The 26,805-nt window shown below is 72.0% G+C and carries 32 protein-coding genes and 1 pseudogene; 14 read left to right on the forward strand and 19 right to left on the reverse strand.

Features of this window, described 5'->3' with window-relative positions; translation table 11 throughout:
* Positions 1 to 67: 67 nt before the first annotated feature.
* The 4 genes from ACEY2A_RS00670 to merA form a co-directional block, all read right to left on the reverse strand.
* Positions 68 to 892 carry an LLM class flavin-dependent oxidoreductase gene (locus ACEY2A_RS00670; protein WP_374928965.1) on the reverse strand — a complete coding sequence of 275 codons (825 nt, stop codon included), beginning with the start codon at positions 890 to 892 and terminating at the stop codon, positions 68 to 70.
* An 82-nt stretch (positions 893 to 974) separates the two neighbouring features.
* Positions 975 to 1,628 carry a cation diffusion facilitator family transporter gene (locus tag ACEY2A_RS00675; protein ID WP_374928966.1) on the reverse strand — a complete coding sequence of 218 codons (654 nt, stop codon included), beginning with the start codon at positions 1,626 to 1,628 and terminating at the stop codon, positions 975 to 977.
* Positions 1,625 to 1,984 carry a helix-turn-helix transcriptional regulator gene (locus tag ACEY2A_RS00680; RefSeq protein WP_123574850.1) on the reverse strand — a complete coding sequence of 120 codons (360 nt, stop codon included), beginning with the start codon at positions 1,982 to 1,984 and terminating at the stop codon, positions 1,625 to 1,627. Before ACEY2A_RS00680 ends, ACEY2A_RS00675 begins: the two co-directional genes overlap by 4 nt.
* A gap of 373 nt (positions 1,985 to 2,357) precedes the next feature.
* Positions 2,358 to 3,782 carry a mercury(II) reductase gene (gene merA, locus ACEY2A_RS00685; protein WP_374928967.1) on the reverse strand — a complete coding sequence of 475 codons (1,425 nt, stop codon included), beginning with the start codon at positions 3,780 to 3,782 and terminating at the stop codon, positions 2,358 to 2,360.
* Between the two features lie 107 nt (positions 3,783 to 3,889).
* Here merA and ACEY2A_RS00690 point away from each other — a divergent pair, with 107 nt between their 5' ends.
* Positions 3,890 to 4,279: a heavy metal-responsive transcriptional regulator gene (locus tag ACEY2A_RS00690; protein WP_005464729.1), complete on the forward strand. Its 390-nt coding sequence runs from the start codon at positions 3,890 to 3,892 to the stop codon at positions 4,277 to 4,279.
* A 42-nt stretch (positions 4,280 to 4,321) separates the two neighbouring features.
* On the opposite strand, the gene ACEY2A_RS00695 is transcribed toward ACEY2A_RS00690, so the two are convergent.
* Positions 4,322 to 4,573 carry an LLM class flavin-dependent oxidoreductase gene (locus ACEY2A_RS00695; protein ID WP_374928968.1) on the reverse strand — a complete coding sequence of 84 codons (252 nt, stop codon included), beginning with the start codon at positions 4,571 to 4,573 and terminating at the stop codon, positions 4,322 to 4,324.
* 109 nt (positions 4,574 to 4,682) lie between these two features.
* Positions 4,683 to 5,897: a DNA recombination protein RmuC gene (locus ACEY2A_RS00700; RefSeq protein ID WP_374928969.1), complete on the reverse strand. Its 1,215-nt coding sequence runs from the start codon at positions 5,895 to 5,897 to the stop codon at positions 4,683 to 4,685.
* A gap of 105 nt (positions 5,898 to 6,002) precedes the next feature.
* Between ACEY2A_RS00700 and ACEY2A_RS00705 the strand changes: the two genes are divergently transcribed.
* Entirely contained in the window at positions 6,003 to 7,268 is a 1,266-nt protein-coding gene (locus ACEY2A_RS00705) for a multidrug effflux MFS transporter (protein WP_374928970.1), read from the forward strand.
* A gap of 11 nt (positions 7,269 to 7,279) precedes the next feature.
* Positions 7,280 to 8,365 (forward strand): redox-regulated ATPase YchF, encoded by a 1,086-nt coding sequence (ychF, locus tag ACEY2A_RS00710; RefSeq protein ID WP_374928971.1) that lies wholly within the window; start codon positions 7,280 to 7,282, stop codon positions 8,363 to 8,365.
* A gap of 126 nt (positions 8,366 to 8,491) precedes the next feature.
* Here ychF and ACEY2A_RS00715 read toward each other — a convergent pair whose 3' ends face one another.
* A complete protein-coding gene (locus tag ACEY2A_RS00715) occupies positions 8,492 to 8,758 on the reverse strand; it encodes a nucleotidyltransferase family protein (RefSeq protein ID WP_374928972.1) in 267 nt (88 codons plus the stop codon).
* Here ACEY2A_RS00715 and ACEY2A_RS00720 point away from each other — a divergent pair.
* Both ACEY2A_RS00720 and ACEY2A_RS00725 read left to right on the forward strand, forming a co-directional pair.
* Complete coding sequence (locus tag ACEY2A_RS00720; RefSeq protein ID WP_374928973.1) at positions 8,749 to 9,249, forward strand: hypothetical protein; 501 nt, start codon at positions 8,749 to 8,751, stop codon at positions 9,247 to 9,249. The two genes, ACEY2A_RS00715 and ACEY2A_RS00720, sit on opposite strands and share 10 nt — an antisense overlap.
* Positions 9,250 to 9,369: 120 nt before the next feature.
* On the forward strand, positions 9,370 to 10,152 hold the full coding sequence (locus ACEY2A_RS00725) for an alpha/beta fold hydrolase (protein WP_374929955.1): 783 nt from the start codon (positions 9,370 to 9,372) through the stop codon (positions 10,150 to 10,152).
* A gap of 18 nt (positions 10,153 to 10,170) precedes the next feature.
* Here the strand turns inward: ACEY2A_RS00725 and ACEY2A_RS00730 are convergent, their stop codons facing one another.
* From ACEY2A_RS00730 to ACEY2A_RS00740, 3 genes are read right to left on the reverse strand one after another with little or no spacing between them, the layout of a single operon-like run.
* Positions 10,171 to 10,770, reverse strand: coding sequence for a CPBP family intramembrane glutamic endopeptidase (locus tag ACEY2A_RS00730; protein ID WP_374928974.1), 600 nt, complete (start codon positions 10,768 to 10,770; stop codon positions 10,171 to 10,173).
* On the reverse strand, positions 10,704 to 11,060 hold the full coding sequence (locus ACEY2A_RS00735; RefSeq protein WP_374928975.1) for a hypothetical protein: 357 nt from the start codon (positions 11,058 to 11,060) through the stop codon (positions 10,704 to 10,706). Before ACEY2A_RS00735 ends, ACEY2A_RS00730 begins: the two co-directional genes overlap by 67 nt.
* A gap of 4 nt (positions 11,061 to 11,064) precedes the next feature.
* Complete coding sequence (locus ACEY2A_RS00740) at positions 11,065 to 11,607, reverse strand: hypothetical protein (RefSeq protein ID WP_374928976.1); 543 nt, start codon at positions 11,605 to 11,607, stop codon at positions 11,065 to 11,067.
* A 261-nt stretch (positions 11,608 to 11,868) separates the two neighbouring features.
* On the opposite strand from ACEY2A_RS00740, the gene ACEY2A_RS00745 reads away from it, so the two are divergent.
* The 3 genes from ACEY2A_RS00745 to ACEY2A_RS00755 all read left to right on the forward strand — a co-directional run bounded on the left by ACEY2A_RS00745 (position 11,869) and on the right by ACEY2A_RS00755 (position 13,441).
* Positions 11,869 to 12,234, forward strand: coding sequence for a hypothetical protein (locus ACEY2A_RS00745; protein ID WP_374928977.1), 366 nt, complete (start codon positions 11,869 to 11,871; stop codon positions 12,232 to 12,234).
* Positions 12,235 to 12,414: 180 nt separating this feature from the next.
* Positions 12,415 to 13,008, forward strand: a complete 594-nt coding sequence (locus ACEY2A_RS00750; protein WP_374928978.1) for a MarR family transcriptional regulator — start codon at positions 12,415 to 12,417, stop codon at positions 13,006 to 13,008.
* Entirely contained in the window at positions 13,001 to 13,441 is a 441-nt protein-coding gene (locus tag ACEY2A_RS00755; RefSeq protein WP_374928979.1) for a HEPN domain-containing protein, read from the forward strand. The genes ACEY2A_RS00750 and ACEY2A_RS00755 overlap by 8 nt, the downstream gene beginning before the upstream one ends.
* 27 nt (positions 13,442 to 13,468) lie before the next feature.
* On the opposite strand, the gene ACEY2A_RS00760 is transcribed toward ACEY2A_RS00755, so the two are convergent.
* The 5 genes from ACEY2A_RS00760 to ACEY2A_RS00780 form a co-directional block, all read right to left on the reverse strand.
* On the reverse strand, positions 13,469 to 13,849 hold the full coding sequence (locus ACEY2A_RS00760) for a YchJ family protein (RefSeq protein ID WP_374928980.1): 381 nt from the start codon (positions 13,847 to 13,849) through the stop codon (positions 13,469 to 13,471).
* Positions 13,850 to 14,140: 291 nt separating this feature from the next.
* Positions 14,141 to 14,830: a class I SAM-dependent methyltransferase gene (locus tag ACEY2A_RS00765; RefSeq protein ID WP_374928981.1), complete on the reverse strand. Its 690-nt coding sequence runs from the start codon at positions 14,828 to 14,830 to the stop codon at positions 14,141 to 14,143.
* Between the two features lie 4 nt (positions 14,831 to 14,834).
* Positions 14,835 to 15,338, reverse strand: coding sequence for a flavodoxin family protein (locus ACEY2A_RS00770; protein WP_374928982.1), 504 nt, complete (start codon positions 15,336 to 15,338; stop codon positions 14,835 to 14,837).
* Between the two features lie 25 nt (positions 15,339 to 15,363).
* A complete protein-coding gene (locus tag ACEY2A_RS00775) occupies positions 15,364 to 17,004 on the reverse strand; it encodes a hypothetical protein (RefSeq protein ID WP_374928983.1) in 1,641 nt (546 codons plus the stop codon).
* Positions 17,005 to 17,087: 83 nt separating this feature from the next.
* Positions 17,088 to 17,720 carry a MerR family transcriptional regulator gene (locus tag ACEY2A_RS00780; protein ID WP_374928984.1) on the reverse strand — a complete coding sequence of 211 codons (633 nt, stop codon included), beginning with the start codon at positions 17,718 to 17,720 and terminating at the stop codon, positions 17,088 to 17,090.
* Between the two features lie 107 nt (positions 17,721 to 17,827).
* Between ACEY2A_RS00780 and ACEY2A_RS00785 the strand changes: the two genes are divergently transcribed.
* On the forward strand, positions 17,828 to 18,442 hold the full coding sequence (locus ACEY2A_RS00785; RefSeq protein ID WP_374928985.1) for a DUF4188 domain-containing protein: 615 nt from the start codon (positions 17,828 to 17,830) through the stop codon (positions 18,440 to 18,442).
* Between the two features lie 77 nt (positions 18,443 to 18,519).
* On the opposite strand, the pseudogene ACEY2A_RS00790 reads toward ACEY2A_RS00785, so the two are convergent.
* Both ACEY2A_RS00790 and ACEY2A_RS00795 read right to left on the reverse strand, forming a co-directional pair.
* Positions 18,520 to 18,777, reverse strand: a pseudogene (locus tag ACEY2A_RS00790) (type II CAAX prenyl endopeptidase Rce1 family protein); the annotation flags it as partial.
* A gap of 391 nt (positions 18,778 to 19,168) precedes the next feature.
* Entirely contained in the window at positions 19,169 to 19,843 is a 675-nt protein-coding gene (locus ACEY2A_RS00795; RefSeq protein WP_374928986.1) for an SIMPL domain-containing protein, read from the reverse strand.
* Positions 19,844 to 19,989: 146 nt separating this feature from the next.
* Here ACEY2A_RS00795 and ACEY2A_RS00800 point away from each other — a divergent pair, with 146 nt between their 5' ends.
* The 3 genes from ACEY2A_RS00800 to ACEY2A_RS00810 all read left to right on the forward strand — a co-directional run bounded on the left by ACEY2A_RS00800 (position 19,990) and on the right by ACEY2A_RS00810 (position 22,637).
* Positions 19,990 to 21,324: a saccharopine dehydrogenase family protein gene (locus tag ACEY2A_RS00800; protein WP_374928987.1), complete on the forward strand. Its 1,335-nt coding sequence runs from the start codon at positions 19,990 to 19,992 to the stop codon at positions 21,322 to 21,324.
* 1 nt (position 21,325) lies between these two features.
* Complete coding sequence (locus tag ACEY2A_RS00805) at positions 21,326 to 21,805, forward strand: hypothetical protein (protein WP_374928988.1); 480 nt, start codon at positions 21,326 to 21,328, stop codon at positions 21,803 to 21,805.
* A 64-nt stretch (positions 21,806 to 21,869) separates the two neighbouring features.
* Positions 21,870 to 22,637: a VOC family protein gene (locus ACEY2A_RS00810; RefSeq protein ID WP_374928989.1), complete on the forward strand. Its 768-nt coding sequence runs from the start codon at positions 21,870 to 21,872 to the stop codon at positions 22,635 to 22,637.
* 52 nt (positions 22,638 to 22,689) lie between these two features.
* Here the strand turns inward: ACEY2A_RS00810 and ACEY2A_RS00815 are convergent, their stop codons facing one another.
* On the reverse strand, positions 22,690 to 23,874 hold the full coding sequence (locus ACEY2A_RS00815; RefSeq protein ID WP_374928990.1) for an LppP/LprE family lipoprotein: 1,185 nt from the start codon (positions 23,872 to 23,874) through the stop codon (positions 22,690 to 22,692).
* Positions 23,875 to 24,112: 238 nt separating this feature from the next.
* Between ACEY2A_RS00815 and ACEY2A_RS00820 the strand changes: the two genes are divergently transcribed.
* Entirely contained in the window at positions 24,113 to 25,084 is a 972-nt protein-coding gene (locus tag ACEY2A_RS00820) for a class I SAM-dependent methyltransferase (protein WP_374928991.1), read from the forward strand.
* Positions 25,085 to 25,149: 65 nt separating this feature from the next.
* Positions 25,150 to 25,563 (forward strand): hypothetical protein, encoded by a 414-nt coding sequence (locus ACEY2A_RS00825; RefSeq protein ID WP_374928992.1) that lies wholly within the window; start codon positions 25,150 to 25,152, stop codon positions 25,561 to 25,563.
* A gap of 10 nt (positions 25,564 to 25,573) precedes the next feature.
* On the opposite strand, the gene ACEY2A_RS00830 is transcribed toward ACEY2A_RS00825, so the two are convergent.
* A complete protein-coding gene (locus tag ACEY2A_RS00830; RefSeq protein ID WP_374928993.1) occupies positions 25,574 to 26,653 on the reverse strand; it encodes a phosphotransferase family protein in 1,080 nt (359 codons plus the stop codon).
* Positions 26,654 to 26,805 lie beyond the last annotated feature (152 nt).

Raw genomic sequence — 26,805 nt, forward strand, 5'->3', positions numbered from 1 at the left:
GGACATGTCCGCTGCCGGCCCTCTGGCGTGGTGGTCCACGGTAGTTGCCCCGCCACCGGGGGCGGCCTCAGGACGCCGGGTCGCCCTGCACGGGACCCTCGGTGTTGGGCTTCCAGCCCAGGGCCGGGGCCACGTGCTGGGCGAAGCTCTCCAGGATGTGCAGGTTGAGGTCCACCCCGGCCTGTGAGGGGATGGTCAGCATGAGCGTGTCCGCTGCCTGCACCGCCGCATCGGCCTGGAGCTGCTCGATGAGCTCGTCCGGCTCCCCAGCGTAGGTCCGCCCGAAGGTCGACCGGTGGCCGTCGATGATGCCGATCTGGTCCCCGTCCTGGCCGCCGCGCACCCCGAACAGCATCTTGTCCTGCTGCGTGACGATGGGGAAGACGCTCCGGGAAACCGAGACCCGCGGGGTGTGCGTGTGCCCGGCCTCGCGGAACGCAGCGCGGTAGCGCTCGATCTGCTCGGCCTGCAGGTCACCGAAGGACGCGCCCGTGGCCTCGGTGAGCAGGGTGGAGCTCATGAGGTTCAGCCCCTGGCGGCCGGTGCTCTCCGCGGTCTCGCGGGAACCGGCGCCCCACCAGATGCGGCGCACGAGGTCCTCGGAGTGCGGCTCGACCCGCAGGCCCTGGCCCGGGCGCACCGGGGCGCCGTAGGGCTGCTCGGCTGCACGGGCCATGGGCTGGCCGGAGATGGCCTTGAGGAACAGCTCGAACTTGGCGCGAGCGATGTCTGCCCCGCGCGGGTCGGTGGACCCGGTGTACCCGAAGGCTTCCCATCCGCGGTCCGCCGGCTCGGGGCTGCCTCGGGAGACGCCCAGGGCCACGCGGCCGTCGGCCAGGAGGTCCAGCGCGGCTGCTTCCTCGGCGAGGTAGAGCGGGTTCTCGTAGCGCATGTCGGAGTCGTGACACTGGCGGAACCGCGGAGGCCCCAGAAGCAGAGCTCCGGGGGCCTCCTCCGTCATCCTCTCGTGGGAATCAGTCGTCGTCCTCGTCCTCGAGGTCCTCCAGCACCTCGAACGGCGACTCGACGTCGCCGCGCCATGCCTCCAGGCCCTCGCGCACCGCGAGCACCGCCACGACCAGCGCCGCGACGGAGTCGGCCCACCACCAGCCGAACAGGCTGTTCAGGATGAGGCCGACGAACACCGCGCCGGAGAGGTAGACGCAGAGGATGAGCTGCTTGGCGTCGGCCATCACGCTCTTGGAGCCCAGCTCTCGCCCGGTCCGGACCTCGATCCACGCCAGCAGCGGCATGATGACCAGGCTCAGCGCTGTGATGCCGAGGCCCAGCGGGCTGTGATCGGGACCCTCTTGGCCGACCAGGGCCAGCACCGCATCGACCGAGACGTAGGCCGCCAGAGCGAAGAAGGCGACGGCGATCACCTTGACCGTGACCTTCTCCCACCGCTCCGGGTCCTTGCGGGTGAACTGCCAGGCGATGGCAGCGGCCGAGAGCACCTCGACCACCGAGTCGAGCCCGAAGCCGATCAGCGCCGCGGACGACGCGAGGACGCCCGCCCAGACGGCGACGATGGCCTCGATGACGTTGTAGGTGATCGTGAACCCGACGATGAAGCGGACGCGGCGGTGCAGGGTCGCGCGGCGCGCGGTGGTCAGAGTCTCGCTCATGCGTCCACCGCCGTCCCGCAGCATCCCGACACCGAGCACGCCGGGTCGATGCACGGCGCGTCCTCGTCCACCGCGAGCGTGACGTCGATCAGGGACATCAGCGCCGCGGCGAGGTGCGGGTCGGCGATCTCGTAGCGGGTTTGCCGCCCCTCGGGCTCGGCGACGACGATCCCGCAGTCGCGCAGGCAGGTCAGGTGGTTGGACACGTTCGAGCGGGTCAGCTCCAGCTCGCGCGACAGCACAGCCGGGTAGCTCGGACCGCCGAGCAGGGTCATGAGGATCCTGGAGCGCGTCGGGTCCGCCATGGCCCGGCCGAGCCGGTTCATGACGTCGAGGCGCGAAACAATAGTCAGCACGGACTGAACTATACAGTGTTCACTGACTAATCGTCCAGTTGTACGGGCTGCCGCACCCGCCGGTCGAGCGACGTCGGTGCCGCGGCAGTCGCCGGAGGACGATCGCCGCTGTGACGGCCACCCCGACTGCGATCCCGGCACCGATGAGCCAAGGGTTGCCGAGGAAACCTCCGATACCTGCAAGGGCTCCGCCCGCGGCGAGGAGAGGCAGGCCGCAGCAGATCAGCAGCGGAAGCGCGCAGCATGCCAACAGGAGCAAGCCCGTCCCAGCACCGACAAGCACGCCCGCGCGATGCGAGTCGTGGCCCTTATCGCCGCTCATCGTCTGTTCCTCTCCCAGCTGAGCGTTCCCCCCGATTGTCTGCGTGCGCGTTCACGCGCAGCACGACAGGAGCGACGGATCGGTGGTGAAGGCCTTGGCGGCGATCCGGATGCCCTCGGCCATGGTCAGGTAGGGGGCCCAGGCGTCGGCGACCTCGGCGACGGTCTTGCCGAGCACGTGGACCCCGGCGGCGGCGAGCTCGCCGGCGTCCTTGGCGACGGCGGTGATGCCGAGGATCTTCCCCGTGTCGGCGTCCACGACGATCTTGACGAAGCCGCGGGTGTCGCGGTTGACCAGGGCGCGGGGCACGTGGTGCAGGGGCAGGACGCGGCAGTCGCAGCGGATCCCGGCGGCGACGACGTCCTTCTCGGTCATCCCGACCGCGCCGATCGCCGGGCCGGTGAACGTGACCCTCGGCAGCCGGGCGTAGTCCACGGCCCGGTCGGCGTCGGTGAACGCGTTCTCGGCGACGAGGGTGCCGTGCTGGGCGGCGACGTAGACGAATTCGGGGTGGCCGGTCACGTCGCCCGCGGCCCAGATCCGCGGGTGGGAGGACTGCATCCGGTCGGAGACGACCACCTCGCCGAGGTCCCCGGTCTTGACCCCGACCGCGTCGAGGCCGAGCCCGTCGGTGGCCGGTCGTCGTCCGAGGGCGAGGAGCACCTGGTCGGCGCGGAACTCCTCCCGGCCGCCGGCGACGTCCGCGGTGACGACGGCCTGCCCGGTCGCGGCGTCGCGGGACACCCGCGTCGGCAGCGCGCGGCGGACCACCCGGATGCCCTCGTCGGCGAACACCTCCTGCAGCGTCCTGGACACCTCCGGCTCCTCCTTCGACGCGAGCCGGGACCGGGCCAGCACGGTGACCTGGGAGCCGAGCCGGGCGAACAGCTGCGCCTGCTCCAGGGCGACGTAGCCGCCGCCGAGCACGAGCAGGGACTCAGGGAGTTCGGTCAGCTCCATCGCCGTGGTCGAGGTCAGGTACCCGGTCTCGTCCAGGCCGTCGATCGGCGGGGCCCACGGCCGAGAGCCAGTCGCGACCAGGTAGTGCGCGGCCTCGATCGTCTCGGTGCTGCCGTCGTCCTCGGCGACCTGGAGGACCGGTGCGTCGGGGGTGCCGGCGAACGCGGCGTCCCCGCGGCGGACGGCCCACCCGTAGGAGTCGGCGACGTCGGCGTACTTCTCGCCCCGCAGCGACTCGACCAGCGCCTGCTTCCCGGCGATCAGGGCGGGCATGTCCACCGGCCCCGCCGTCGTCTCGATCCCCGGGAACCGGTCGGCGGCGTCGGCCGCGGAGTGCCATGCGTCGGCCGCGGCGATCAGGGCCTTCGACGGCACGCAGCCGGTGTTCACGCAGGTGCCGCCGAGCGTCCCGCGCTCGATCATCACCACCGACTTGCCGAGCGTGGTCGCGCGGATCGCGGCGGCGAACGCACCGCCGCCCGATCCGATGATGGCGAGGTCGTACTTCGTGGACATCGCAGCTCCTGTCAATACTTGGACTTCCGGTCTATCTCAGCCATACTGGACCTTCCAGTGCAGGGGAAGGTCAAGAGGACTTCTGCCGAAAGAACAGGGGGCCTGCGATGCGCATCGGGGAACTCGCCGAGCGGGCGGGAACGACGGCGAAGACGCTGCGGTTCTACGAGGAGCAGGGCCTGCTGCCCCCGGCCGAGCGCACGCCGTCCGGATACCGCGACTACGCGCCCGAGACGGCCGCCCGGATCGACTTCGTCCACCGCGGCCAGGCCGCGGGCCTCACCCTCGCCCAGATCCGCCAGATCCTCGAAATCCGCGACGGCGGCGCTGCTCCCTGCGAGCACGTGCGCGACCTCCTCGACGCGCGCCTCGCCGAGATCGAGCAGCAGATCGCCCAGCTCACAGCGCTCCGAGACACCATCGCCGAGCTCAGGCACGACGCCGCGCAGCCCGACCCCGACTCGTGCAGCGCGGACCAGGTCTGCCGATACCTGTAAACGGCAGAGCCGTTCGCGCCAACGCCGCAACCCCGACATGCGCTAGCGCATGTCGATCACGCCGGTGCCCACCTCGATCCGCTGCGTGCGCGCTGCGGCCGCGGCCAGCAGGGGGAAGGGAGCGGCGGACTGGGGGGCGAAGTGGTGTACGCGGAAGGAGGCGTTGTTCACGCCCAGCTCATCCGCGCCGACGGCGATGTCGACCGCGTCGTGCAACATCTGCCGGGCACTCAGCCCGCCGCGTGAGGGGTCGCCGCCATAGTGGCCGAAACTCAGGAATCCGAATGCCTTCATGCCTCCAGCCTAATCATGTGACGCATCACCCAGTGCCGAGGGGGGTGGAGTCCCGCGGCCGGAGGGGTTGTGCGGTGGAGAGGTCCGGGTGGCCGTGACGTCGGTCGTCTTATTCGTTCGGACGGTCAGTTCGGGCGGTCAATTCGGGCGCCGTCAGCGGGCGCGCTGCGGCGGTGACCCCCGGCGCGTGCGGCAGCTCCTCACCCGGGAGCCCGAGGTCGGTGAACCGCCGGGCGCTGACCAGGACCCGCGACTCGAGGCCGCCCACCAGCTGGTTGTAGCTCTCGACGGTGCGGGTGAGCTGGCGGCCCATCTGGTCCAGGTGCCCGGCGGTGGTGGCCAGCCGTTCGTGGAGCTGGCGGCCGAGCAGCAGCACCTCCTCGGCGTTGCGCTCGACGGTGTCGTGCTGCCAGGTGACCGCCACCGTCCGCAGCAGCGCCATGGTGGTCGATGGCGAGGCCAGCACGACGTTGTGGCGCAGGGCGTCGTCGAACAGGGCGGGGTCCTGCTGCAACGCGGCTGCGAGGGTCGCGTCCGTGGGCACGAAGCACACGACGAACTGCGGGGACCGGGTGAAGGCCGACCAGTAGGCCTTGCCGGCCAGCGCCTCGACGTGCTGCCGCAGGGCCTTCGCGTGGCGCGCGAGCAGTGGGGGTCGGTCGGCGTCGTCCACCTCCTGGGCGGCGAGGAAGGCGGTCATGGGCGCCTTGGCGTCCAGCACCACCACCCTCTCGCCCGGCAGGTGCACCACCATGTCCGGCCGCACGGCCTGCTCGTGGTCGCTCACCGCACGCACCTGCTCGTCGAAGTCCACCTGCCGCACCATGCCGGCGTGCTCCACCAGCCGCCGCAGCTGCGTCTCACCCCAGGTGCCGCGGACGCCACTGGCCGCCAGTGAGCCCGCCAAGGACGCGGTGGAGGCGTCGAGCCGCTGGGTGGAGGCCGCCACCTGCAGCAGCCGCTCGCCCACCTCCCCGAACTGCTCCACCCGGTCGCGCTCCAGTGCGGTGACCTGCTTCTCCACGCGTTCCAGGGAGGCCCGCAGCGGCGCCAGGGAGCTGGTGCGGTCCGACTCCAGGGCCAGGCGCTCGCGGGACTCGGCGCGCACCCCATCGAGCTCGGTGCGGGCGCGGTCCAGCGCCTCCTCGGCGCGGTCGGAACGCTCCTGCAGGGCACGCTCCCGCTCGCGGGCGGTCGCGAGCTGCACCCCGCCCCGGGAGCGGCCGGCGAGCCACCCCAGCGCGGCGCCCACCAGGAGCAGGAGCACCCCGAGGGTGACGGTGAGCCACGGGTCGACGCCCGCGGACTGCATCGAGGAATCCATGGCGCGCACCCTGCCACCGGCCCCCGACAACCTCCCCGAGGACCCTCCGGGGAGGGGAAGGGGAGAGGTCACCAGCACGCCGGCGGAGCAGGGATACTGGAGCCCATGCCGAGCCGTGCCGTCGCCCTGGAGTCCGCACCCGAGGGCCGCGACTACGTGAAGCTCGTGCTGGTGCTGGGCAGCCTGATCGCCATCGGTCCGTTGACGATCGACACCTACCTGCCGGCCTTCCCCGCCATCGAGGCCGACCTGCTGGCCACCGAGTCGCAGGTGCAGCTCACCCTCACCGGCATGCTGCTCGGCCTCTCGCTGGGGCAGTTGGTGAACGGCCCCGCATCGGACGCGCTGGGGCGCCGCCGTCCGCTGATGATGGGGCTCGCGGTGCACATCGTGGCCTCGGTGCTGTGCGCGCTGGCGCCCACGGCGGGGACGCTGGCGCTGGCCCGCGTGCTGCAGGGGGTGGCCGGCTCGGCCATCTCGGTCTCGTGCATGGCCATCGTGCGCGACCTGTTCTCCGGGATGGGCGCGGCCAAGCTGCTGAGCCACCTGATGCTGGTCAACGGTGTGGCGCCGATCCTCGCCCCCACGTTGGGTGGCCTGATCCTGCAGTTCACCTCGTGGCGTGGGGTGTTCGTGGTGCTGGGGTGCATCGCGGCGGTGCAGATCGCCATCGCGTGGTTCCTGCTGCCGGAGACCCTGCCGCCCTCACGGCGCCGCTCGGCCCGGCCGCGGCAGATCCTGGCCACCTACCGGTCGATCCTGACCGATGCGGAGTTCATCCTGCTCGTGTGCACGGCCGGGCTGATGTTCGCCACCATGTTCAGCTACATCTCCGGCGCCTCGTTCGTGCTGCAGGGCACCTACGGGCTGAGCGAGCAGGAGTTCGGCATCGCCTTCGGGGTGAACGCGCTGGGCCTGATCCTGATGACGCAGGCGAACCCCCTCCTGCTGCGGCGCTTCTCGCCGTTGCGGATCCTCTCGGTGGGCGTCGGCATCGCGGCGACGGCTGCGGTGGTGATGCTGGGCATCGCCCTGGCGGGCGGCGCCGGTCTGATGGGGGTGCTGTTGCCCTTGACGGTGATCGTGGCCAGCTGTGGGCTGTGCTTCCCCAACGCGCCGGCGCTCGCGCTCACCCGGCACGGGGAGGCGGCCGGATCCGCGGCGGCGCTGCTGGGAGCCTTCCAGTTCGGCATCGGTGGCCTCATGGCGCCGGTGGTGGGCTTCATCCCCGGGACCGGGGCGGTGCCGATGGCGGTCGTCATGGCGGCGACCACGTGCACGGCGGTGCTGCTGGTGCTGGTCATCCGAGGGCGACGTGCCCGGCATCGGGCGCTTGCACGGGGCGCCCGGGGCGGTCTGGCGACCGCGTAGACTCCCGGCCCGTGGCACTCACCATCGGAATCGTCGGTCTCCCCAACGTCGGCAAGTCGACCATGTTCAACGCGCTGACCAAGAACAACGTGCTCGCCGCGAACTACCCGTTCGCGACGATCGAGCCGAACGTCGGGGTGGTCCCGCTGCCCGACGAGCGGCTGGCGCGGCTGGCAGAGATCTACGGGTCGGCCCGCATCCTGCCGGCGACCGTGAGTTTCGTGGACATCGCCGGCATCGTGCGCGGCGCCTCCGAGGGGGAGGGGCTGGGCAACAAGTTCTTGGCCAACATCCGGGAGGCGGACGCGATCTGCCAGGTGGTGCGTGCCTTCGAGGACGACGACGTGCACCACGTGGACGGCCGCATCGACCCCGCCAGCGACCTGGAGACGATCAACACCGAGCTGGTGCTCGCTGACCTGCAGACCCTCGAGAACGCCATCCCGCGCCTCGAGAAGGAGGTCAAGGGCAAGAAGATCGACAAGTCCGTGCTGGACACGGCGCTCAAGGCGCGCGGCGTGCTGGAGGAGGGCCACACCCTCTTCGCCCGCGGTGAGGCCGCCGGGGTGGACATGGAGGAGGCCGCGCAGCTGGGCCTGCTCACCACCAAGCCGTTCATCTACGTGATCAACGTGGACGAGAACCAGGTGACCGACGAGGACTTCCGCGCCCGCATGAGCGAGATGGTGGCCCCGGCGGACGCGATCTTCCTGAACGCGCAGCTGGAGTCCGAGCTGGCCGAGCTGGACGAGGAGGAGGCCGCGGAGCTGCTGGAGAGCGTCGGCATCGACGAGCCCGGCCTGCACCAGCTGGCGCGCAAGGGGTTCAACACCCTGGGGCTGCAGACCTACCTGACCGCTGGGCCCAAGGAGACGCGTGCCTGGACCATCCACAAGGGCTGGACCGCCCCGAAGGCTGCCGGTGTGATCCACACGGACTTCGAGAAGGGCTTCATCAAGGCCGAGGTCGTGAGCTTCGAGGACCTGGACGCGCTGGGCTCGATGAACGCGGCCAAGGAGGCCGGAAAGGTCCGCATGGAGGGCAAGGACTACGTCATGGCCGATGGCGACGTGGTCGAGTTCCGCTTCAACGTCTGAGCGCTCAGCCCGCAGGTCTCCAGCAGTGCTCAGCGGAGGACGCTCATCGCTGAGCACAGTGCACTCTGTGACGCGGAGTCGGGCATTGCTGCGTGGTCGCCGGTCACAGCGGCACCGCCGAGAGGCTCACCTCATGCCCGTCGCGCAACGAGCGGCTCGTGACCAGATCGACCGGAACGCCCAGCATCTGCTCGAGTCTTGACGCCGCGTCGATGAGGTCGAGCAGGTCCAGTTGGGGCCCGCATCGACGAGCAGGTCGAGGTCGCTACCGGGCCCGTCGTCACCCCGGGCGGCGGAGCCGAAGATGCGGGGGTTGGTCACGTGGTGCTCGGCCAAGGTGCGCACTATCGCCTCGGGGTGAGTGCGAACCGCCTCCCGGGGCAGTGACCACATTCTGGGATGCAGACGGGTTCATCGCCTTGGCCGATGCCGTGGCGTATGAGGGGTTCATCGGCCAGGACTGGCAGCTGCCGGAGGTGGTCGACCTCTTCCAGGCCAGGGTCGATGAGGGGAGGTTGGCCGTCATGTACGTGGGGCAGGAGCTCGCGCAAGGGCGTTTCGAGCTGGTCGACGCACCATCCGCTGCCCCCGCCGAGTTCGAGTGGACCCAGCCGTTGCAGGTCGTCTCCGGCCAGCTGAGCTTCGTGACGTACACGGCGCTGACCATGGTGGCCCTGTTCGATGACGAACGTCTGGCAGACCAGGGGTCGGAGCTCGAGGCCGCCTGGGCCGTGGATCCGGGCGCGTACTCGTTGACCTTCCGGCGACTGGCGGTCGACGCTCCGCTCGGTGAGGACGAGTTCCCGCCCTGGGAGGTGGTGCTGGCTCCGGGAGCGGGGAACGCGCCCGGCCCCTTCCCGGGCTCGGAGGAGCTGCGGGCCTGACCGATCGCGTCGGTCAGGTGGGGGGTGCGAGGCCACCCGCGGTCGGTGGGGGCGGACCAACTGCAGCCGTCGTACCCGCCCGCTACCGTCGATGGGGTGAGAACCTTCGAGCACAACGGCATGGTCTTCGACGTCCGCGACGGGGGGCCGCAAGGTGGCGAGGTCGTGGTGCTCCTCCACGGCTTCCCGCAGGACGCCTCCTCCTGGCAGGACGTCGAGCCCCTGCTGCACGGGGCCGGGCTGCGCACCCTGGCGCCGGATCAGCGGGGCTACTCGCCCGGGGCCTCGCCCACCGCCACGGGGGCGTACCGCCTCGAGGAACTCGTCGGGGACGTGGTGGCGGTCATCGATGCCGCGGGCGCCGACCGGGTGCACCTCGTGGGGCACGACTGGGGAGGTGCAGCGGCGTGGGCGGTGGCCACCCGTCATCCGGCCAGGGTCGCCTCGCTCACCGTGCTCTCAACCCCTCACCCGGCAGCCTTCGCGCGGGCGCTGCGGACACTTGGCCAGCTCCGCAAGAGCTGGTACATGGGGGCGTTCCAGGTGCCGCGGCTGCCCGAACTCCTCCTCGCCGGGCGAGTCGGCGCACTGCTTCGACGCCAGGGGGTGCCCGCGGCCGAGCGCTACGGCCGCCGGTTCGCCACGGCGGATAGCCTGCGTGGCCCGATCGGCTGGTACCGGGCCAACGCCGGGCTGGGAGGAGCGATCTTCCGCGACCCGGTGGTCGTGCCGACGACCTACGTGTGGGGCTCGCGCGATGCCGCGCTGGGGCGCACCGGGGCCGAGCTCACCGCCCACCACGTCGAGGGCGACTACCGCTTCGTCGAGCTCGACGCCGACCACTGGCTGCCCGAGAAGGAGGCCCAGCGGGTGGCAGACGAGGTCATCCGCCGCGCGCGCTGACGGTGCAACGCCCCGGTCTCAGGCGGCGGCGCGCCCGCGGCGCGAGATCACCACCACCACGAGGCAGACCAGCGCGGCCAGGGCGAGCTGCGCCGCCAGCTCCTGCATGCCGGCGGCCACGTCCGACTGCCCGCCGATCAGGTCGTCCTCGCGCAGCACCCCCACCGCGAGGGAGACCACGTTGTTCGCCACGTGCACCCCGATGGCCGCCTCGATACCGGCGAAACGCCAGGCCAGCCATGCGAACAGCAGCGCGAACAGCAGGTAGGACACGCCGGTCGCCACATCGGACGTCGCGTGCGCCGCGGCGAAGCCGGCGGAGAAGAGGAACGCCACGATCCAGAACCTCGACGTGGACCACCCGATCTTCCCCAGCACCGTCTGCAGGGCGAACCCGCGGAACACGACCTCCTCCGCGGAGGCCTGCAGTGGCACCAGCAGCACGATGAGGGCGAGCGCCATCAGCACGGGCCCGGTGAGGTCACCGAGGGACTGTCCCTTCATCATCGTGATGATCGCCGCCGAGATGCTGAACCCGATGAGGCCGACGATCAGCGAGGTGACGAGCAGCCCCCATCGGATCCGGCGGGTGTGGGAGATGAGGTCCCCGAGGCGCATCCTGAACACTCCCGCGCCACCAGGACGACTGCGATCCACCAGGAGGCGACCGGGAGGGCCAGGTGGAGGATCTGTCCGGCGGGCGATCCTGCCCGGCCCGCCGCGTCGATGGGGGCGATCATGCCGGCCACCAGCCCCGCCACCACCGTCACCACAGCGATGGCCACCGCGAGCAGGGCAAAGGCGGCGAGGACGCGCCCCCAGCCGTACCCCGGACGTGTCTCAGCGGGGCGGGTGAAGTACCGCATCCGTGCGGTGTCGTCGATGCGGTGGGGGTGGGGTGCGTCCATCCCGTCAGCGTAGAGGGTGGGCGCACGCCTCGATGCGGGTTCTCTCCCAGTCGATCTCGTCGGGGTCGATGATGAGCTCGCTCTCGTCGCCGAGCAGGAGAAGGGCGATCACCGCGGAGGTGTCCACCTCGGCGATGCAGAGGCGAGCTTCGGCATCGATGCCCTCCTCGTAGCGGACGGCGAAGTCCTCGGCCATGTCCCGCTCGAGCGTCCACGACCACCCGCGCGCACCCTCGCCGCCGAACCCGCGGTAGGCGGTGACGACCGGCGGCAGGGCGGCGAGTGCGCGGCGCTCGCGGCGGGACATGACGCGGGCGGGATCCGCCGTGGCGACGGCGCGCCAGATGGTGGCCCACGCCTCCGGGCAGCGCGAGGGAAGCTCGGCCTCCACCCATGCGCGGCGAATGCGGGGCACCAGGGCCTCGACCCCCTCGACCTCGATGCGGGCCGCGAGCGTCTCGGCCAGACCGCAGCTGGCGCGGACGTGCTGCCCGAAGAAGTCGTCGGGTTCGTGGTCCGACCGTCCCTGCGCCGCGGGAGTGTCCATGCGGGCGACCGTAGCGCCCGGCCCAAGGGGTTGGTGGTGCCCGGGTTGGATCTGTAGCAGGCTGCCGGTGGGAGGTCACATCGTGCTGACAGATTTCGCGAGGGACCACGCGTTCACGATTGCGTGGTTCGGACTCATGGCGTTGGTGTGGTTCGGCTGGGGGCAGGAGGGCCCTCCGCGGAGCTGGCGGGCCTGGCTGGGGGCGGGCTCCGGCATCGGCCTCGTGCTGGCCGGGGTGTTCGGGTTCGGGGTCTTCACCCGGTGGGACGCCGGGACGGCCATGAGGGGAAGTACGCCTGGTTCGGCGTCCTGGTGGCTGCCGAACTGGTGCTGGCAGGGGTGGGCTGCCTCGTGCTCGCCCGCCGGGGGCGTGCGGACTGGATGGCCTGGTGGGTGGCGCTCGTGGTGGCGCTGCACTTCATCCCCCTCGCGTTCATCCTGGACGACCTCTCGTTGGTTCTGCTCGGTGCCGTGCAGGCCATCGGGCTGTTCGCGCTGGTCCCGCGCCTGCGGGGTGCCGGCGGGCCGACGAGCCGGCTCGTGGGGCCGTGGATGGGGCCCAGCCTCCTGGCCTTCGCGGTGCTGTCCATGGTCGTGTTCCTCAGCCGGACCGGTACGCCTTGGTGAGTGGGGTCAGCCGATCATGTAGGCGAGCCCTTCGCCCGTCTGCCGCAAGGTCGCCACGAACTCTCGGGATCGGCCGAGAAACTCCTTGACGCGTTGGGGCCAGGCCTGTGGACGAGCCCCCGGCCACGGTCCGGGCACACCCTTGACTCTTCCCATAACTGGAAGATATCTTCCTGTTTTGTGAAGACTCTTGCGCCGGCTCTCTCGCCGTTCGTCCGGTCGGACGCGGCGGGAGCCATCCTGGCCGAGACGCTGGGGCACCCCGAGCGGGAGCTGTCGCTGGCCGAGCTCGGGCGCCGCACGGGCGTGAGCGGGCCGGTGGTGCACCGTGAGGTCAACCGCTTGGTGGAGGGCGATGTGCTCCGCGACCGGCAGGAGGGGCGCAACCGTCTGGTCCGCGCGAACGTGGACCACCCCCTCTTCGGACCGATGCGGGACCTCGTTGCGGCGGCCTACGGCCCCGTTCCGGTGCTGCGCGAGCTCTTCGAGGGTGTGGACGGTGTGGAGCGCCTGCTCATCCACGGGTCGTGGGCCGCTCGTCGGGCGGGCCAGGCCGGCGCCTTCCCCGGTGACATCGACGTCCTTGTGATCGGGTCCGTAGCCCGTCGCACCCTCGCGGAGATCGCCACGGAGGCAAGCGCGCGACTCGACCTGCCTGTCCATGCCACTCGCCTGGAGATGGACGAATGGCAGGCGGAGGAGCCGTCGCCCTTCATTGCGACCGTGCGCTCGCGGCCCTACGTCGACGTGCTGACGGGTGAGGTGCATGCCTGACGTCATTGCCTCGATGCTGGCCAACAGGCGACTCGAGCAGGTGCAGCCGAACCCCGACCACGCGCTGAGTGTCCTGGACATGGCCCGCCGGCACGTCCGTACCGCGGAGATGCTCGCTGACACGGCTGACGTCGAGATGGCCTTCACGGCTGCCTACGACGGGGCGCGCAAGGCCCTCACCGCTGTCCTCGCCCTGGAGGGTCTGCGTGTCCGGCCGGTGGGGGGTGCGCATCGAAACACGGGCATTGCGGCCGCCCAGTTCGTCACCGATGAGGCCCTGGGGGAGTTCGACTGGATGCGGCAGGTGCGCAACGCGACGGAGTACCCGGATGACACCCGGCCTCCGGCCTCCCGCGCGGATGTCAGGGAAGGGATCGGTGCGGCAGGTGCCATCGTGGACGCCTGCGCCGCCCACGTTCGGGCGCGCGCGTGAGTGAGCCGGCGGGTGCGCGCGCACTCCTCAGCGCTGCTCGCCGTCGACGTAGAACCAGCGCCCCGCGCGCACAGCGAAACGCGACCGCTCCCGCATCGATCCCGAGGTCCCGTCCGGCTCACGGAAGTGGGCGGTGAACTCCACGACGCCCTCGTCCTGGCCGGGCTGACCGTCCACCACGTCCAGCACCTCGAGCCCGGCCCACTCCACGTCGCCCGGGCTGACCGATGCGGGGCGCGTGCGCGGGTGCCACGTGCGCCACAGGTGGTCCGCGTCGGCCAGGGCGAAGGCGCTGTAGCGCGAGCGCATGAGCGCCTCGGCGGTGGGTGGCAGGGCCTCCGCGGACAGGTAGGGGCCGCAGCAGTCGCGGAACACCGGGGACCCGCAGGGGCAGGGCTGGGAGGTCATGCCCCCATCGTGCCTGCCAGCTGGTGCACGCGGCGCGCGGTGACCTGCCCCAGGAGGTGCTCGGCGCCTCGGCCGGTCGGGGAGTGGGCGTTTCTCCACCATGTCGCCAAGAAGTGGTGGAGTGCCCGCTCAGCGGTAGTTCGGGCACTCCTTGTGGACGTAGTGGTGAACTGCCCGCCAGGTGGAGCAGGAAGTGGTGAAATGCCCGCTCAGCGCTAGTTCCGGCACCATTTGAGTGCGCGGCGGTGAGTGGGTGGCCGTGATGACGCGGAGGTGCCGAGGTCGCGCCGGTCAGCGGCGCGGGAGGGGTTTGGTCCACTCGAGCGTGTGCCGGAAGCCCAGGTGCCGCCGCACCACCACTCCGGGGAGAGCCTCCTGGGCCGCAGTCTGGATCTCGCCAAGCGTCAGTTCGGGCTCCTTCGTGGGGAACGGGTCCGGCCCCGGCGGCATGCGCGCCACCCACGGGTGCCGCACCATCCCGATGAGGGGGTTGGTCACCATCGAGGCCACCTCCCAAGCGTGGTCGACGGGTGATGCGGGGCGGGCGAGCCCCACGCAGAGGAACCGCCCACCAGGATTGAGCACCCGACGCACCTCCTGCAGAGCGTGCTCGAGGTCGAGGTGGTGCAGCACGGCCACCATGGTCACCAGGTCCACCCCGGGCGGGTGGTCCTCCAGAGGCCCCGCGCCCACGGTGACGTGGGGGAGTCCTGCACACCGCCGCTCACTGGCCCGCCGCATGTCCTCATCGGCATCGATGCCGTGTGCCCGCTCGAAGTGGTCCGCCAGCCGTGCGAGCAGTTCACCGCGGCCACAGCCGACGTCCAGGGCCAGGCCGCGGCGGGCTGGAAGGCGCGACAGAACCCAGGAGTGGAACGCGTCGTTGTGGCTCCACGGGTGGCGGTCGTTGAGCGCCCGGAGTGCGTGGGAGGCCCGGCTGCCAAGCCCGCCACGAGCAGACCCCCAGAGACCGGCACGCACGGTGTCAGCCGCCGGTGGAGACCAGGGCCGACAGGGTGGCACCGAGCTCGTACCCGGCCTCCTGCTCCTGCGCTCCCACGTCACCCAGCACCTCCAGCACGGGCGCAGCCCGCCGCCAGGGGAGCGCGCCGGCGATGGACTCCACGGCCCGCACGGCGCCGGTGGTGTCGTACCGGCCGTGCACGTACAGGCCCCACGGGATGGTTCCCCCGCTCTCAGCCGCTCCACCGCCGCCCGCGCCACCGTCCGCGTCGAGCCCGCCGCCGATCTGCAGGAAGGTGCTGTCGAAGAAGTGCTTCAGCGCGCCGGACATGTACCCGAAGTTCGCGGTGGTCCCCAGCACGATGCCGTCCGCGTCCAGCACGTCCTGCGCGGTGGCCTCCAGCGCGGCACGCAGGGCGACGTCCACCCCATCGATGGCGTCGTCGTGCGCCCCGTCGACCACCGCCCGGGTCAGCGCCTCGGCGTGACGGGAGGGCGAGTGGTGGACCACCAGCAGACGAGCCATGGCCCCATCGTGGCAGTCAGCGCCCTCAGGCGCAGCCGAGCGCACCCTTGATGACGAACCCACCACCGTGGTAGCTCTCGCCGATGTGGTGGCCCCACACGTTCAGGTCGCGGACGGTGCCGGTACCCGTGTTGACCAGGACCGCGCCGGTACGGCCGGGGTTGTCGGTGTTGCCGCCCACGGCGTAGACCTTGCCGTCCGCCGTGAGCAGCAGGTAGGTGCCGTCGGAGGAGTAGGACTGGACCACGTTGGCCAGGGGCGTCGTGGAGCCCGCGACCCGGATGACCTCCGGTGCCCGCCACCCACCGGTGGCACTGGAGAACATGCGGTAGGCGCGGCCTGCGGCGTCGATGTACACCCCGCCGACGTAGTTCGTGTTGGTGCGGAAGCCCCACATCGAGAAGTCCGCGATGTTGCTGGCCCGCAGGGTCCAGCCCGAGGCGTCGCGGGTGCCCGTTCCCCGGGTGTACAGGTCGCCCCCGCGGGTCATGAGCATCAGCCCCGAGTCACTGGTGACGACCTTCTCCACCTGGGCCGACACGACCCCCGGGGGGAGGGCGACCGTCGTGGGGGTGGTGCTGTCGCGCCAGATGGCGATGCTGTTGCTGCCGTACACGGCCGCGCCGCCGTAGGTGAGGGTGCCGGTGGCTCCGTGTGACCACGTGTGGAAGGCCGTGATGCTGGAGCTGTTCACGATGCGGTTGGCCGTCGTGAGGGTGACCGTCGTGCCCGAGGTCGCCGTCGGCCAGGCCCAGATCCCCGTGGTCGTGTGCAGGTAGTTGCGGCCGTTGTCGCTGGTGACGCCCACGATCGTCCCGGTGAAGCCGGTGACGCGGGCCACCTGCAGGGTGCCGGCGGACCCGCTGCGGTACCACTGGTAGGCCGTTGACCCGTTGGCGACCACGCCCCCGGTGGCGTTGTCGTTGGCCGCGATGGAGGTCCAGTTGTCGGCCATGGTCATGCCCGTGACCGGCTGGCCGCCGTAGGTCAGCGTGCCGGGGGTGGCTCGGGTTCCGCCGGAGTCCCGACCCCAGTACCGCACGACTCCGGTGGCCGTGAGGATGGCCGAGTTGGCCCCAGCGCCCGGCGAGCTCGTGGAGTACTGGTCGCCGTAGATGGAGCCGCTCACCGCATCTTCGATGGGCACGTCGGTGGTGGTGAAGGTGGCACCGGTGGACGAGGTGGTGATCGTCCGGTTGATGGCGGTGACCGAACCCGGCTGCGGGGTCACGGTCAGGTTCTGCGTGGCGGTCTGCTGCTGGTAGGTGGCGGTGAGGGTGTAGGTGCCGGCCGCGCCGTAGGGGGTGATTGCCGGGACGTCCACCACGCCCCCGGCGCCTGTCCGGACGGTGGCGCTGGTCGTTCCGTCGGCGAAGCGGAGACCGAGCGGCAGGGTGATGGTGACCTCTTCGCCGCTGGGGGCGGCTTGACCATCGATCGTCGCGAGGAACTGGAGGGTGGACCCCGGCACCGTGCTGCACGCCTGGACGGAGGGCGTCCCACCGGGGGACGCGATGGGGGTGATCCCGTAGACGCGCGGCGGGGAGGCCGCAGCCGCGGGTGCAGCGCCAGCTGCCACCACGACCGGCGCGGTCCAGGCGCTCGTGCGGAGCAGCGTCCGGCGGCGGACGCCCGACGTCGGCGTGGGGTCGGTCTGGGACTGCATGGGCCCTCCAAGGGTGTCAGCGGTGCACCGTCGAGGGTAGACCCGTCACGGGCCTCGCGTGACCACTGCAGGCCACCCGCTGCTCACCCCGCCCCGTGCCGAATCACCGACACGTGCTGCTGCGCCAGCCGCCGCAGGGCCGCCAGCACCGGGTCCACCAGCACGGTGCCCAGCACCACCTGCCGCACTGCCGCGTGGGGCTCGGCCGGCACGGACTCGACGTCGACCACCGCCACCTGCTCCACCGCATCGGCATAGGCGTCCATCCGCTCCTCGTCCAGCCCCAGGCCGGCGTCGTCGCACGCCTGCCACGCCGCATCGAGGTGGTCCAGGACGGGGTCACCGGGGTCCACGCGCCAGCCACGCGCCCGCACGAACTCCCGGGCCCGACTCGCCGGCGCCGCCGACCGCTCCGCCTCGGGCGGGAGCGTCACCAGGTCCGGCCCCAGCAGCGACCGCTGCGCCGCGCCCAGCACGCCCAGCCGCTCCACCTCCGGCTCCTCCAGGGCCTCCAGCACCCGCCCGACCGTGGCCAGGCTCAGCCCACCCACCTCGCTGAGGGCACGCACCAGCCGCACCCGCTCCACGTGCGACTCGTCGTAGGTCGCCTGCGTGCGGGAGGTTGCCGTGCCCGGGTGCAACAGGCCGGCGCGCAGGTAGTACTTCACCGTGGCGACCGGCAGGTCGGTCCGCTCGGCCAGCGCCGAGATCCTCATGTGTCCTCCTCGATGCGGTGACTCCCGCGGTCGTGACCCGCGGGCTTGACGCCGGGCAGCACCCTCGCCATATTGGAGAGTGACACTATCCAATGCAAGGAGTCACCGTGCTGACACGACACACCCACGCCCACGAAGGCGGTCTCGTCGTCTTCCACATCGGGATGACCATCCAGCGTCCCCACCGCCCCGACCTCTGGATGCCGGTCTTCCTGGCCATGCCCCCGATGCTCACCGAGCTGCACCGCAACCGCGACGCCGCCGCCCGCGGCGAGGCGGAGGACCTCGGCTTCCTGGGTGCCTCCACCCTGCTCGGCGGCAAGGGTCCGTGGGTGGTGCAGTACTGGCGCACCGTGGACCACCTCTACGCCTACGCGAAGAACCAGGACCTCGCCCACGTGCCCGCCTGGCGCCGGTTCAACCAGGCCGCCCGCCGCCACCCGGGCGCCGTGGGCATCTGGCACGAGACCTACGTGGTGCCCGAGGGCGGGGTGGAGACCTTCTACGGCAACGGCGCCAGTGTGGGGCTCGCCGAGGCCACGGGCATGGTCGATGCGGGGAGCGGCACGGGGGATGCGCGCCAGCGCCTCAGTGCGCGCCCCCGCGGGAACGCTGCGTGCAGACCACGGGCGATGAGGTACACCCACAACGGGCAGCCGAAGACCAGCACGTGGACCAGCGGGGAGACGTCCGTCTCGCCCGCCCCGAACAGCAGGATCTGACCGAACGCCGCCGCGCTCTGCAGCGAGTGCGAGACCATCGCGGCCGTCAACGACCCGGTCAGCACGTAGACCAGGCCGAACCCGATGCCGGTCACCACGTACGCCAGGGCCTGCCGCGGTTCGATCTCCCCCAGGTGCGGCATGGCGAACAGCAGCGCCCCGGCCAGGATGCCCACCGATGCGGCGACCCACGGCCGCGTACCGCGTCGCGCCAGGCTGTCGTGCACCGGCCGCACCACCAGCCCGCGGTAGAGGATCTCCTCGCACACCGGCGCCAGGAGGACGCTGGCCACCACCGTCCCCAGGACTCCCAGCAGCGGCCCGTCCAGCCCCATCTGCGCAAAGTGGTCCGCGGCGCCGGGCTGGTTGCCGCCGCCCTGTTCCAGCAGCCAGAAGATGACGTGGGTGACCACGAACACCACCAGCAGCACCACCAGGTCCCGCGCGGTCAGGCCGCGCCGCAGGGCCAGCTCGTCCCGGGTGGGCCACCGCCGCGAGACCAGGGCCACCAGCAGCAGGGCGATCACCGTGAACGCGATGAACGACACCGGTGACAGCAGCCCCAGCAGTGCGGAGGACTCGTCCTCGCCCAGCAGCGTGCCCACGAGCAGCACCTGCGATCCCAGGATGAGGGCGGGCACGGTCAGCAGCGCGTACCACCACTTCCAGGTGGTGAGGTGGTCGGCCAGACGGTTGGTCACAGGGGGTCTCCTGCTCGGTGGGTGGTCACGCACCGGGCGCGTCAGGCGCCTCGAAGCGGGCGTGGACGACGGCCGAGATGCGTTGCGGCGCAGGCTCCGCCGCCGGGCCGCCCGAATCGCTGCCCTGTGCGGCCATCATCCGCGCCTCGGCGTGGCCCCCACCGCCCTCCGATGCGGTGGCGCCCCCCAGCAGCCCCGGGTCCGCCAGCTCCACCAGCCGCGGCTCACCCACCCCCGCGGCACGGGCGAAGGCGCCGGCCCGCTGGCGGGCCCGGTCCACCGCGCCGGCGATGGCCTCGGCCTCCCGGGCCGCCCGCGTCTGCTCGGCGAGCCCCCAGCTGACCCCTTCGACCTGCACGTCGGCGAGCTCACCCCATCGGTCCACGGGACCGGACAGGGCGTCGGGCTGATCGAAGCGCACGGTCACCCAGGTGACGGCCGTGTGGTGCTCGCGGCGGGCGCCGTCGGGCAGCTGCTCGGACCAGTGGTGGGTCACCGGCGGGTCGATCGTGCGCCGCCCGATGGGGGAGGCCTCACCCTGCCCGAGCTCGTCGAGCTCCGCCACCAGGACCGCCAGGGCCTGCCGCATCGCGGTCAGGGAGGTGGCCTTGGCGTCGCTCTCGTGCTCCACACGCAGGCGCACGGTGGCCTGCTCGGGCGCGAGTTCCAGGGAGTGCTCGCCGTGGACGGTGATCTGCATGCCGGCAATCTATCCGCGGTGGCGCGCAGCGGCCCCGTACCGCAGGCTGAGGAATCCACCGCGGGCGCACCGGCGTTGACGCCCCCGTACGCCCGCGGCCCGACCACCCGGTCCGTGACGTCCCCACCCCTGCCGGAGGAAGCCCCATGACCGACACCCACCACCCGCCCGCGGACGCCACTGACCCCGCTGCGGCCGCCGCCCGGGAGTTCGACCTCGTGCTCTTCGGGGCCACCGGCTTCGTGGGGCGCCTCGTGGCCGCGCACCTCGCCGAGCACGCGCCGGCCGACCTGCGCATCGCCCTGGCCGGCCGGGACCGCGACCGGCTGGAGTCCGCCCGGTCCGACCTGCCGCCCACCGCGGCCGCCTGGCCCCTGGTGGTGGCCGACGCCTCCGACGAGGCCTCGATGCGGCAGCTCGCCCGCCGTACGCGGGTGGTCGTGACCACCGTGGGCCCCTACGCCCGCCACGGCCGGCTGCTGGTGGCCGCCTGCGCCGAGGCCGGCACGCACTCCTGCGACCTGACCGGTGAGGTGCTCTTCGTGCGGGAGGCGATCGACGCCCACCACGAGCGCGCCCGGGAGACCGGCGCCCGCATCGTCACCTCCTGCGGATTCGACTCGGTGCCCTCCGACCTGGGCGTACTGCTCACCGCCGCACAGGCGGAGGCCGACGGTCAGGGCACGCTGGGGCGGGCCACCCTCCACGTGCGCTCCCTCCGTGGCGGATTCAGCGGCGGCACCATCGACTCGATGCGGGAACAGCTCGCCCAGATGGCGTCCGACCCCCGCGCCCGCCGGGTGGCGCTGGACCCCTACGCGCTCTCGCCCGACCGGGCCTCCGAGCCGGACCGGGACGGTGAGCCGGCCCTGGGTGCCGAGTCCCCGCAGCGTTCCCGGGCCCTCGCCCGCCGCGCGGCCGACCGGCTCCCCATCGAGCGCGATGCCGCTACCGGCCGCTGGTCGGCGCCCTTCCTGATGGCGCCGTACAACACCCGCATCGTGCGGCGCAGCAACGCGCTGCTCGGCTGGCGCCACGGCCGCGGGCTGCGCTACCGCGAGGTGCACGACACCGGTCGCGGCCCGCGGGGTGCGGTGCGGGCGGCCGCCCTCGCGGCCGGGCTCGGCGTGGTGGCCGCGGGCATGGCCTGGGCGCCCACCCGCGCCCTGCTCGGCCGGGTGCTGCCCGCGCCCGGTGAGGGCCCCTCGGCCGAGGCGATGGCCAGCGGACGCTTCGTGATGGAGCTCGATGCGGAGACCACCACCGGGGCGCGCTATCTCACGACCGTCGCCGCCGAGCGGGACCCCGGGTACACCGGGACCGCGGTGATGCTGGGGGAGTCGGCGCTCGCCCTGGCCATGGCTGATGACTCGCTGCCCTCGCGCACCGGGGTGCTCACTCCTGCGACGGCCCTGGGCCCGGCGCTGGTGCATCGTCTGCGGGAGCGTGGCTTCACCCTCGAGACCCGACGGGTGGGCTGACATGACCGCACACACCTCCATCCCGTCGGCAGTGGTCGGTGCCACAACGACGGCGTGGGTCGAGGCGCTCATCACCGGGGGGCTCCTCGCCGGTGCAGGGCTGCTGCTGGGACTGCTGTGCCTGTGGTGGCGGTGGGGGCGCTCCCGCGCCGCCCGGTGGTGGGTGCGCACCACACCGGTCGACCGCATGCGCAGCCTGCCGCTGGGCGAGGCGATGGCCCTGGTGCTCCTCCCGGCGACGGCGGTGTCGCTGGCGGTCCTGGGCGGCGTGGTGGCACTGTCCCCGGCCATCCGGGAGGGCGGATCGACGGCCACGCTGTGGCTGGCGGTCGCCCTGGTCGGCGGCCTGTGCGCCCTGCTGGTGGTCGCCCGCTTCTCCATCTGGTTCCGCTGGGTCCTCCCGCTGTGGATGTACCCGGCCTGGCTGCGCCCGCAGCGCCGGGCCGATGCGGAGTGGTTGCGGCAGGTGCGCGGCCGATGAGGGGATGCTGACCTCATCGGATGCTGTACCCCATCGATGCTGTGCCCTCCCCGAAAGGCCTGACATGACCGCGCAGGGTTCCCCCATCTGGACCGACCTCGGCACCACCGACCTCGACGCCTCCCGCGCCTTCTACCGCGATCTGTTCGGGTGGGATTACACCTCCACCGGTCCCGAGTTCGGCGACTACCAGATGATCCACGACGGCCAGGTGGGCGGCATGGCGCTGAACATGGGCATGGACGGCGAGCTCGACCCCTCGATGCCGGTGTGGTGGACGGTGTACCTCGCGGTGGACGACCTCGACGCGATCCTGCCGGCCGTCACCGAGCATGGCGGCACCGTGCACGTCCCGCCCATGGACGTGGGCAGCATGGGGCGGATGGCGATCGTCGCCGCTCCGTCCGGGGCCGCGTTCGGCCTCTGGCAGGCCAAGGACTTCGGGGGCTTCGACACCTCCGGCGCGCCGGGGCGGACCACCTGGTTCGAGTCGCTGACCCGTGAGTACGACGCGGACGCCGCGTTCTACCGGTCCGTCCTCGGGTGGGACAACGCCCCGATGGGCGATGAGGGCGAGGGTGCCGAGATGCGCTACCTCACCGACCGCGCCGGCCAGGCCGCCACCGCCGGTCTGTGCGAGGCCACCGCCTGGCTGGCCGAGGACGTCCCCTCCTTCTGGCGGGTGTACTTCCGCGTGGAGGACACCGACGAGACCGTCGCCACCGTCCAGCGGCTGGGCGGCGCGCTGCTCGACGGCCCAGTGGACTCGCCCTTCGGCCGGGTGGCCACCGTGGCGGACAACCTGGGCGGGCAGTTCCAGGTCATCGCCTGAGACTGCCCGCCGGTTCCCCCCGCTTCCCTGGAGTCCCCCCGGTTCCCGCGCCTCAGGGCAGCGGGGGCAGCTCGCCGGACTGCACCACCTTGCCGGCCTCGGCGTCCCAGGTGAACGTGGCGACCGCGCGACCGCTGGCCTCAGCCGTCGCCTCGTCCTCCTTCGCGTAGGTGTAGGTCACCTGGATGGACCCATCGTCGAGGCGCTTCACCTCGGGCATGAACCCGGGCGCCTTCTTGAGCGTGGTGCCGATGTAGTGGCCGTGGTGGAAGAGCATGATCTGGTACGGCGACGATGCCGTGCCACGGATGCCCAGCACCGCCCACGACAGCGCGGCGCACTCGTCGTACTCGGAGGAGTCGGGCTCCAGGTACCACTCGTAGCCCTCCAGCTCCTCGGCCTGGGGCACCTTGCCGATGTTCTTCTCCACGGCCTGCTCCAGGGTCAGCCCCGTGCAGTCCGCCTGCTCGTCACCCGGGGGCAGCTCGCCGGCCTGCACCACCTTCTTGGCCCGCGGGTCCCAGGTGAAGGTCGCCGTGGCCCGGCCGCTCGCCTCGCCGGAGGACTCGTCACCCTTGACGTAGGTGTACGTGACGGCGATGGCGTCCTTGCCCGTGCGCTTCACCTCCGGGATGAAGGTCTGCGGGTCCTTGAGCGTCGTGCCCAGGTACTCACCGTCGTGGAAGAGCATGATCTGCGACGGGACAGCGCCCATGCCGTCGGTGATGAGCACCGCCCAGGACAGGCCCTCGCACGTGAACTGCGAGGACGACTCCTCCAGGTGCCACGCGTCCCGCGGGTCGTCGGAGTGGGTCGGCACCTTGTCGATGTTGGCGTCCACCGCCTTCTTCAGGTCACCGTCGGTGCACCCGGCGGTGGCGCTCGACGAGGCAGCGGGAGCGGTCGACTCCGCGGGAGTCGAGGGGTTCGGCCCCGGCTCGGTGGTGGGCGAGGGCGCCGGCTTCGGTGCCGTGGTGGTCTCCTCGTTCGAGGGCTCGGGCGACTCCTCCGACTCGCTGGCCGACTCGGCCGACTCACTGGGCGACTCCGCCGACTCGCTCGACGACTCGGCCGACGCGTCCGTCTCCTCCGGCGAGCTGGCCGGGGCGCTGGTGGTGGAGCTGGTCTCGGTGGACCCGCCCTCATCGCCACCGCACCCGCTGAGCATCAGCACGGCGGCCAGGCCTGCGCCGGCCACCCGGGTGGTCCACCCACGGTTCGTGTTGATCGTTCGCATGTCCTTCTCCCCTCGTGCTCTGCGTGCGGGTCTCTCCCGCACTCGGGGACCGGTCTCCCGATCCGTCACCTCGAACGTAGAGCGACCCGGTTGTGAGCAACCAGAGGAATCCGGTCTCAGGTCGCTCTCATCCGCACCCCGGACAGCGCGATGCCGTGAGGCGTGTGTGAGGTGGACGCTGCACGCGAAGGGTCTGACACACCGGTGCCGCGCCGCGGGCATGACGGAGAATCGGCGCATGCACCCCATCGACCAGCTGCTGTGGGACGAGGCGCCGCGGGAGGCCCGCGCCGTCGCCGTGCTCGACGCCCCGGACCTCGTGGGGTCCGCCCGCGCCCTCAGCCAGGACGTGCGGGTCTGGTGTGACGACTGGCGCGACGCCCACCGTGTGCCGGAGGACCTGCGGGTCGAGCCCGGAGAGCTGGCGGGGGTCGACCTCGCCCTGGGCCACCTGCCCAAGTCCCTCGACGCGCTGGACGAGCAGCTCGCGGCCCTCGGGGACGACCCCGGGTTGACCTACCTGGGCGGCGCCCGCATCAGGCACCTCAACCGGTCCATGAACGACGTGCTCGCCCGCCACTTCGGCGAGGTGACGGCCAGCCTGGGCCGCCAGAAGTGTCGCGTGCTCCGCGCCCGTCGCCCCCTCGATGGGGTGAGCTCGCCAGCGTGGCCGCGCACCCGCATCGACGAGGGGCTGGGGCTGACCCTCGCCGCTCACGGTGCGACCTTCGGTGGCGCCCGGGTGGACCGTGGAACACGCCTGCTGCTGCAGTACCTGGACGTGGCGGGGCAGGACGTGCTCGACCTCGGTTGCGGCAACGGGGTGATCGCCGCGGCGCTGGCACGGTCCGGTCACCGGGTGCAGGCCCGCGACGTCTCCTGGTCCGCCGTCGCCGCCACCCGAGCCACCGCGGCGGCCAACGGGCTCGAGGTGGACGTCAGCTGGGGCGACGGGCTGGCCGGGCTCCCCGCATCGAGCCTGGACGCCATCGTCACCAACCCGCCCTTCCACCGGGGCTTCGCCAAGGAGTCGGCGGACACGCTGGCGATGTTCACCGATGCGGCACGGGTGCTCCGGCCGGGAGGACAGCTGTGGTGCGTGTTCAACTCCCACCTGCCGTGGCGCAGCGAGCTCCAGCGGCGCCTCGGACCCACCCGGCTGGTGACGCAGGACCGGCACTACACGGTCACACTGACCACCCGGGGCTGACGCGCCTGCCGTGCGGTGGGACCAGAATGGGCGGTATGACCCGATCTGTCACGACCTCTGGCCGCGTGGATCGCCGCACCCTGCTGCTCGGGGTGCCGGGAGTCCTGACCCTGACCGCGTGCGGAGGGGACGGTTTCGACGACGCGCTGAACGCCGCCGCGGTGGACGTGGAGGGGGTGTACACCGCCAGCCTCACCTCGGGACGGGACGCCGGGTTCGGGCACTACGTCAGCGGTCAGCTGTCCACCTCCGGCGAGGGGCCCTCGGCCGCCGCGGCCATCTTCGAGAAGGCCCTGCAGGCCGTGGCCCGGGTCTGCGTGGAGGAGAAGGGGGAGGAGGTCGGCCGGAACCACGTGGTGGGTGGGATCGTCGCTCGCGCCGAGGACGGCGACAGCCTGGACATCTGGGACGTGCGCCCGTCCCTCAGGACCAGCCGGGAGCGGCTGGACAACGTGACCGCCGGGGACTTCCTGCCCTGAGGGTGGGTGCTCAGGCCGCCTGGCGCACCTGTTCCAGCCGCTCCACCTGTCGCTGGATCTGCTGCTCGAAGATCTCTGCCCGCGGGTGGCCCTCCAGGGCTGCCCGGCGGCGGGGGTAGCGACTGATCAGCTGGGCGTGGGCCAGGGCCAGCTCCTCCGCGGGGGAGTAGGTGCCCGGGCCGCTCAGCCGCCCACTGCCCGAGGGAGCGTCGGAGAAGCCGTGGAGGGCCTCCTGGAGCGTGCGTTCGGGGTCCGGTGAGAACAGGTGGAGCTTCGCGGCATCGTTCATCAGGGGCGCCACCTGGGAGTGCTCCCAGTCGATGAGGGCGACCCCCTTCGGTGTGCTCATGGCGTTGGACGCCACGAGGTCGCCGTGCACCCAGGAGCGGCGCAGCCTGCCCTCGCGCCGCAGGAGACTGTCGATCCAGGTGCGCAGTCGGTCGGGGACGATGCCGGTCGCCACCGTCTCCTCCCAGCGCCCCAGCAGGTGCTCCCAGTGGGTGGCCAGCGGGACGCCGTCCACCCCGAGCCCACGGTGCACCGCAGCCAGGTGCTGCAGGATCTCCGGGGTGGCATCCGCCAGCCTCCGGCCCGTCACCAGCGGCTCGCCCTCGAGCCAGGACTCCACCAGGTAGGGCATGCCCGAGGCGAGGTGGCCGTGCCCCAGCAGCGCGGGCATGAACCCCGGTGCGTGACGGGCCACGGCCTGGTGCGCCGCCACCGCGCGTGCGATGCCGTCGAGGCCCGAGGGGGAGGGAGGCTGGATGGCCAGCGTGAGGCCCTCCCCATAGGCCACGCGCAGCTTGATGCCTGCGTTGACGTCGAACTTCGCCAGCACCACCAGATCGGCGGCCACGGGCGACTCCCGCACGGTCACGTCCGGCTCGTGGGGGCCCCAGTCCTCACGCTCGGCGTGCGGAAGCAGGGCCACGAGCTGCTCGGGGAGTGCGGGGCGCCGAACGACCCGGCCCCGGGCCCAGACGCTGCTCGGGTCACCGGTCGGCAGCGACTGCTCACGCTGTTCGGCCTCGATGACCAGGTCCAGCGCTGCCGCCAGGCGCTCGCCGGGGGTGGAGGGTGCGGCGGCCACAGGTGACCCGTCCCCAGCAGGTGTCGGCGCGGCCGGCGGGTGGGCGCGGAGTCGTGAGCGCAGGCGGTGGGGGTGGGCGTGTCGCAGCAGCGCGCGTGCGCCACGTCGTAACCGGTCCATGTGGTGCCTCCAGGGCTCGGGGCACCAAGTTT

It is taken from the genome of Kytococcus sedentarius (assembly GCF_041937525.1).
GTDB classification, from domain to species: Bacteria; Actinomycetota; Actinomycetes; order Actinomycetales; family Dermatophilaceae; genus Kytococcus; species Kytococcus sedentarius_A.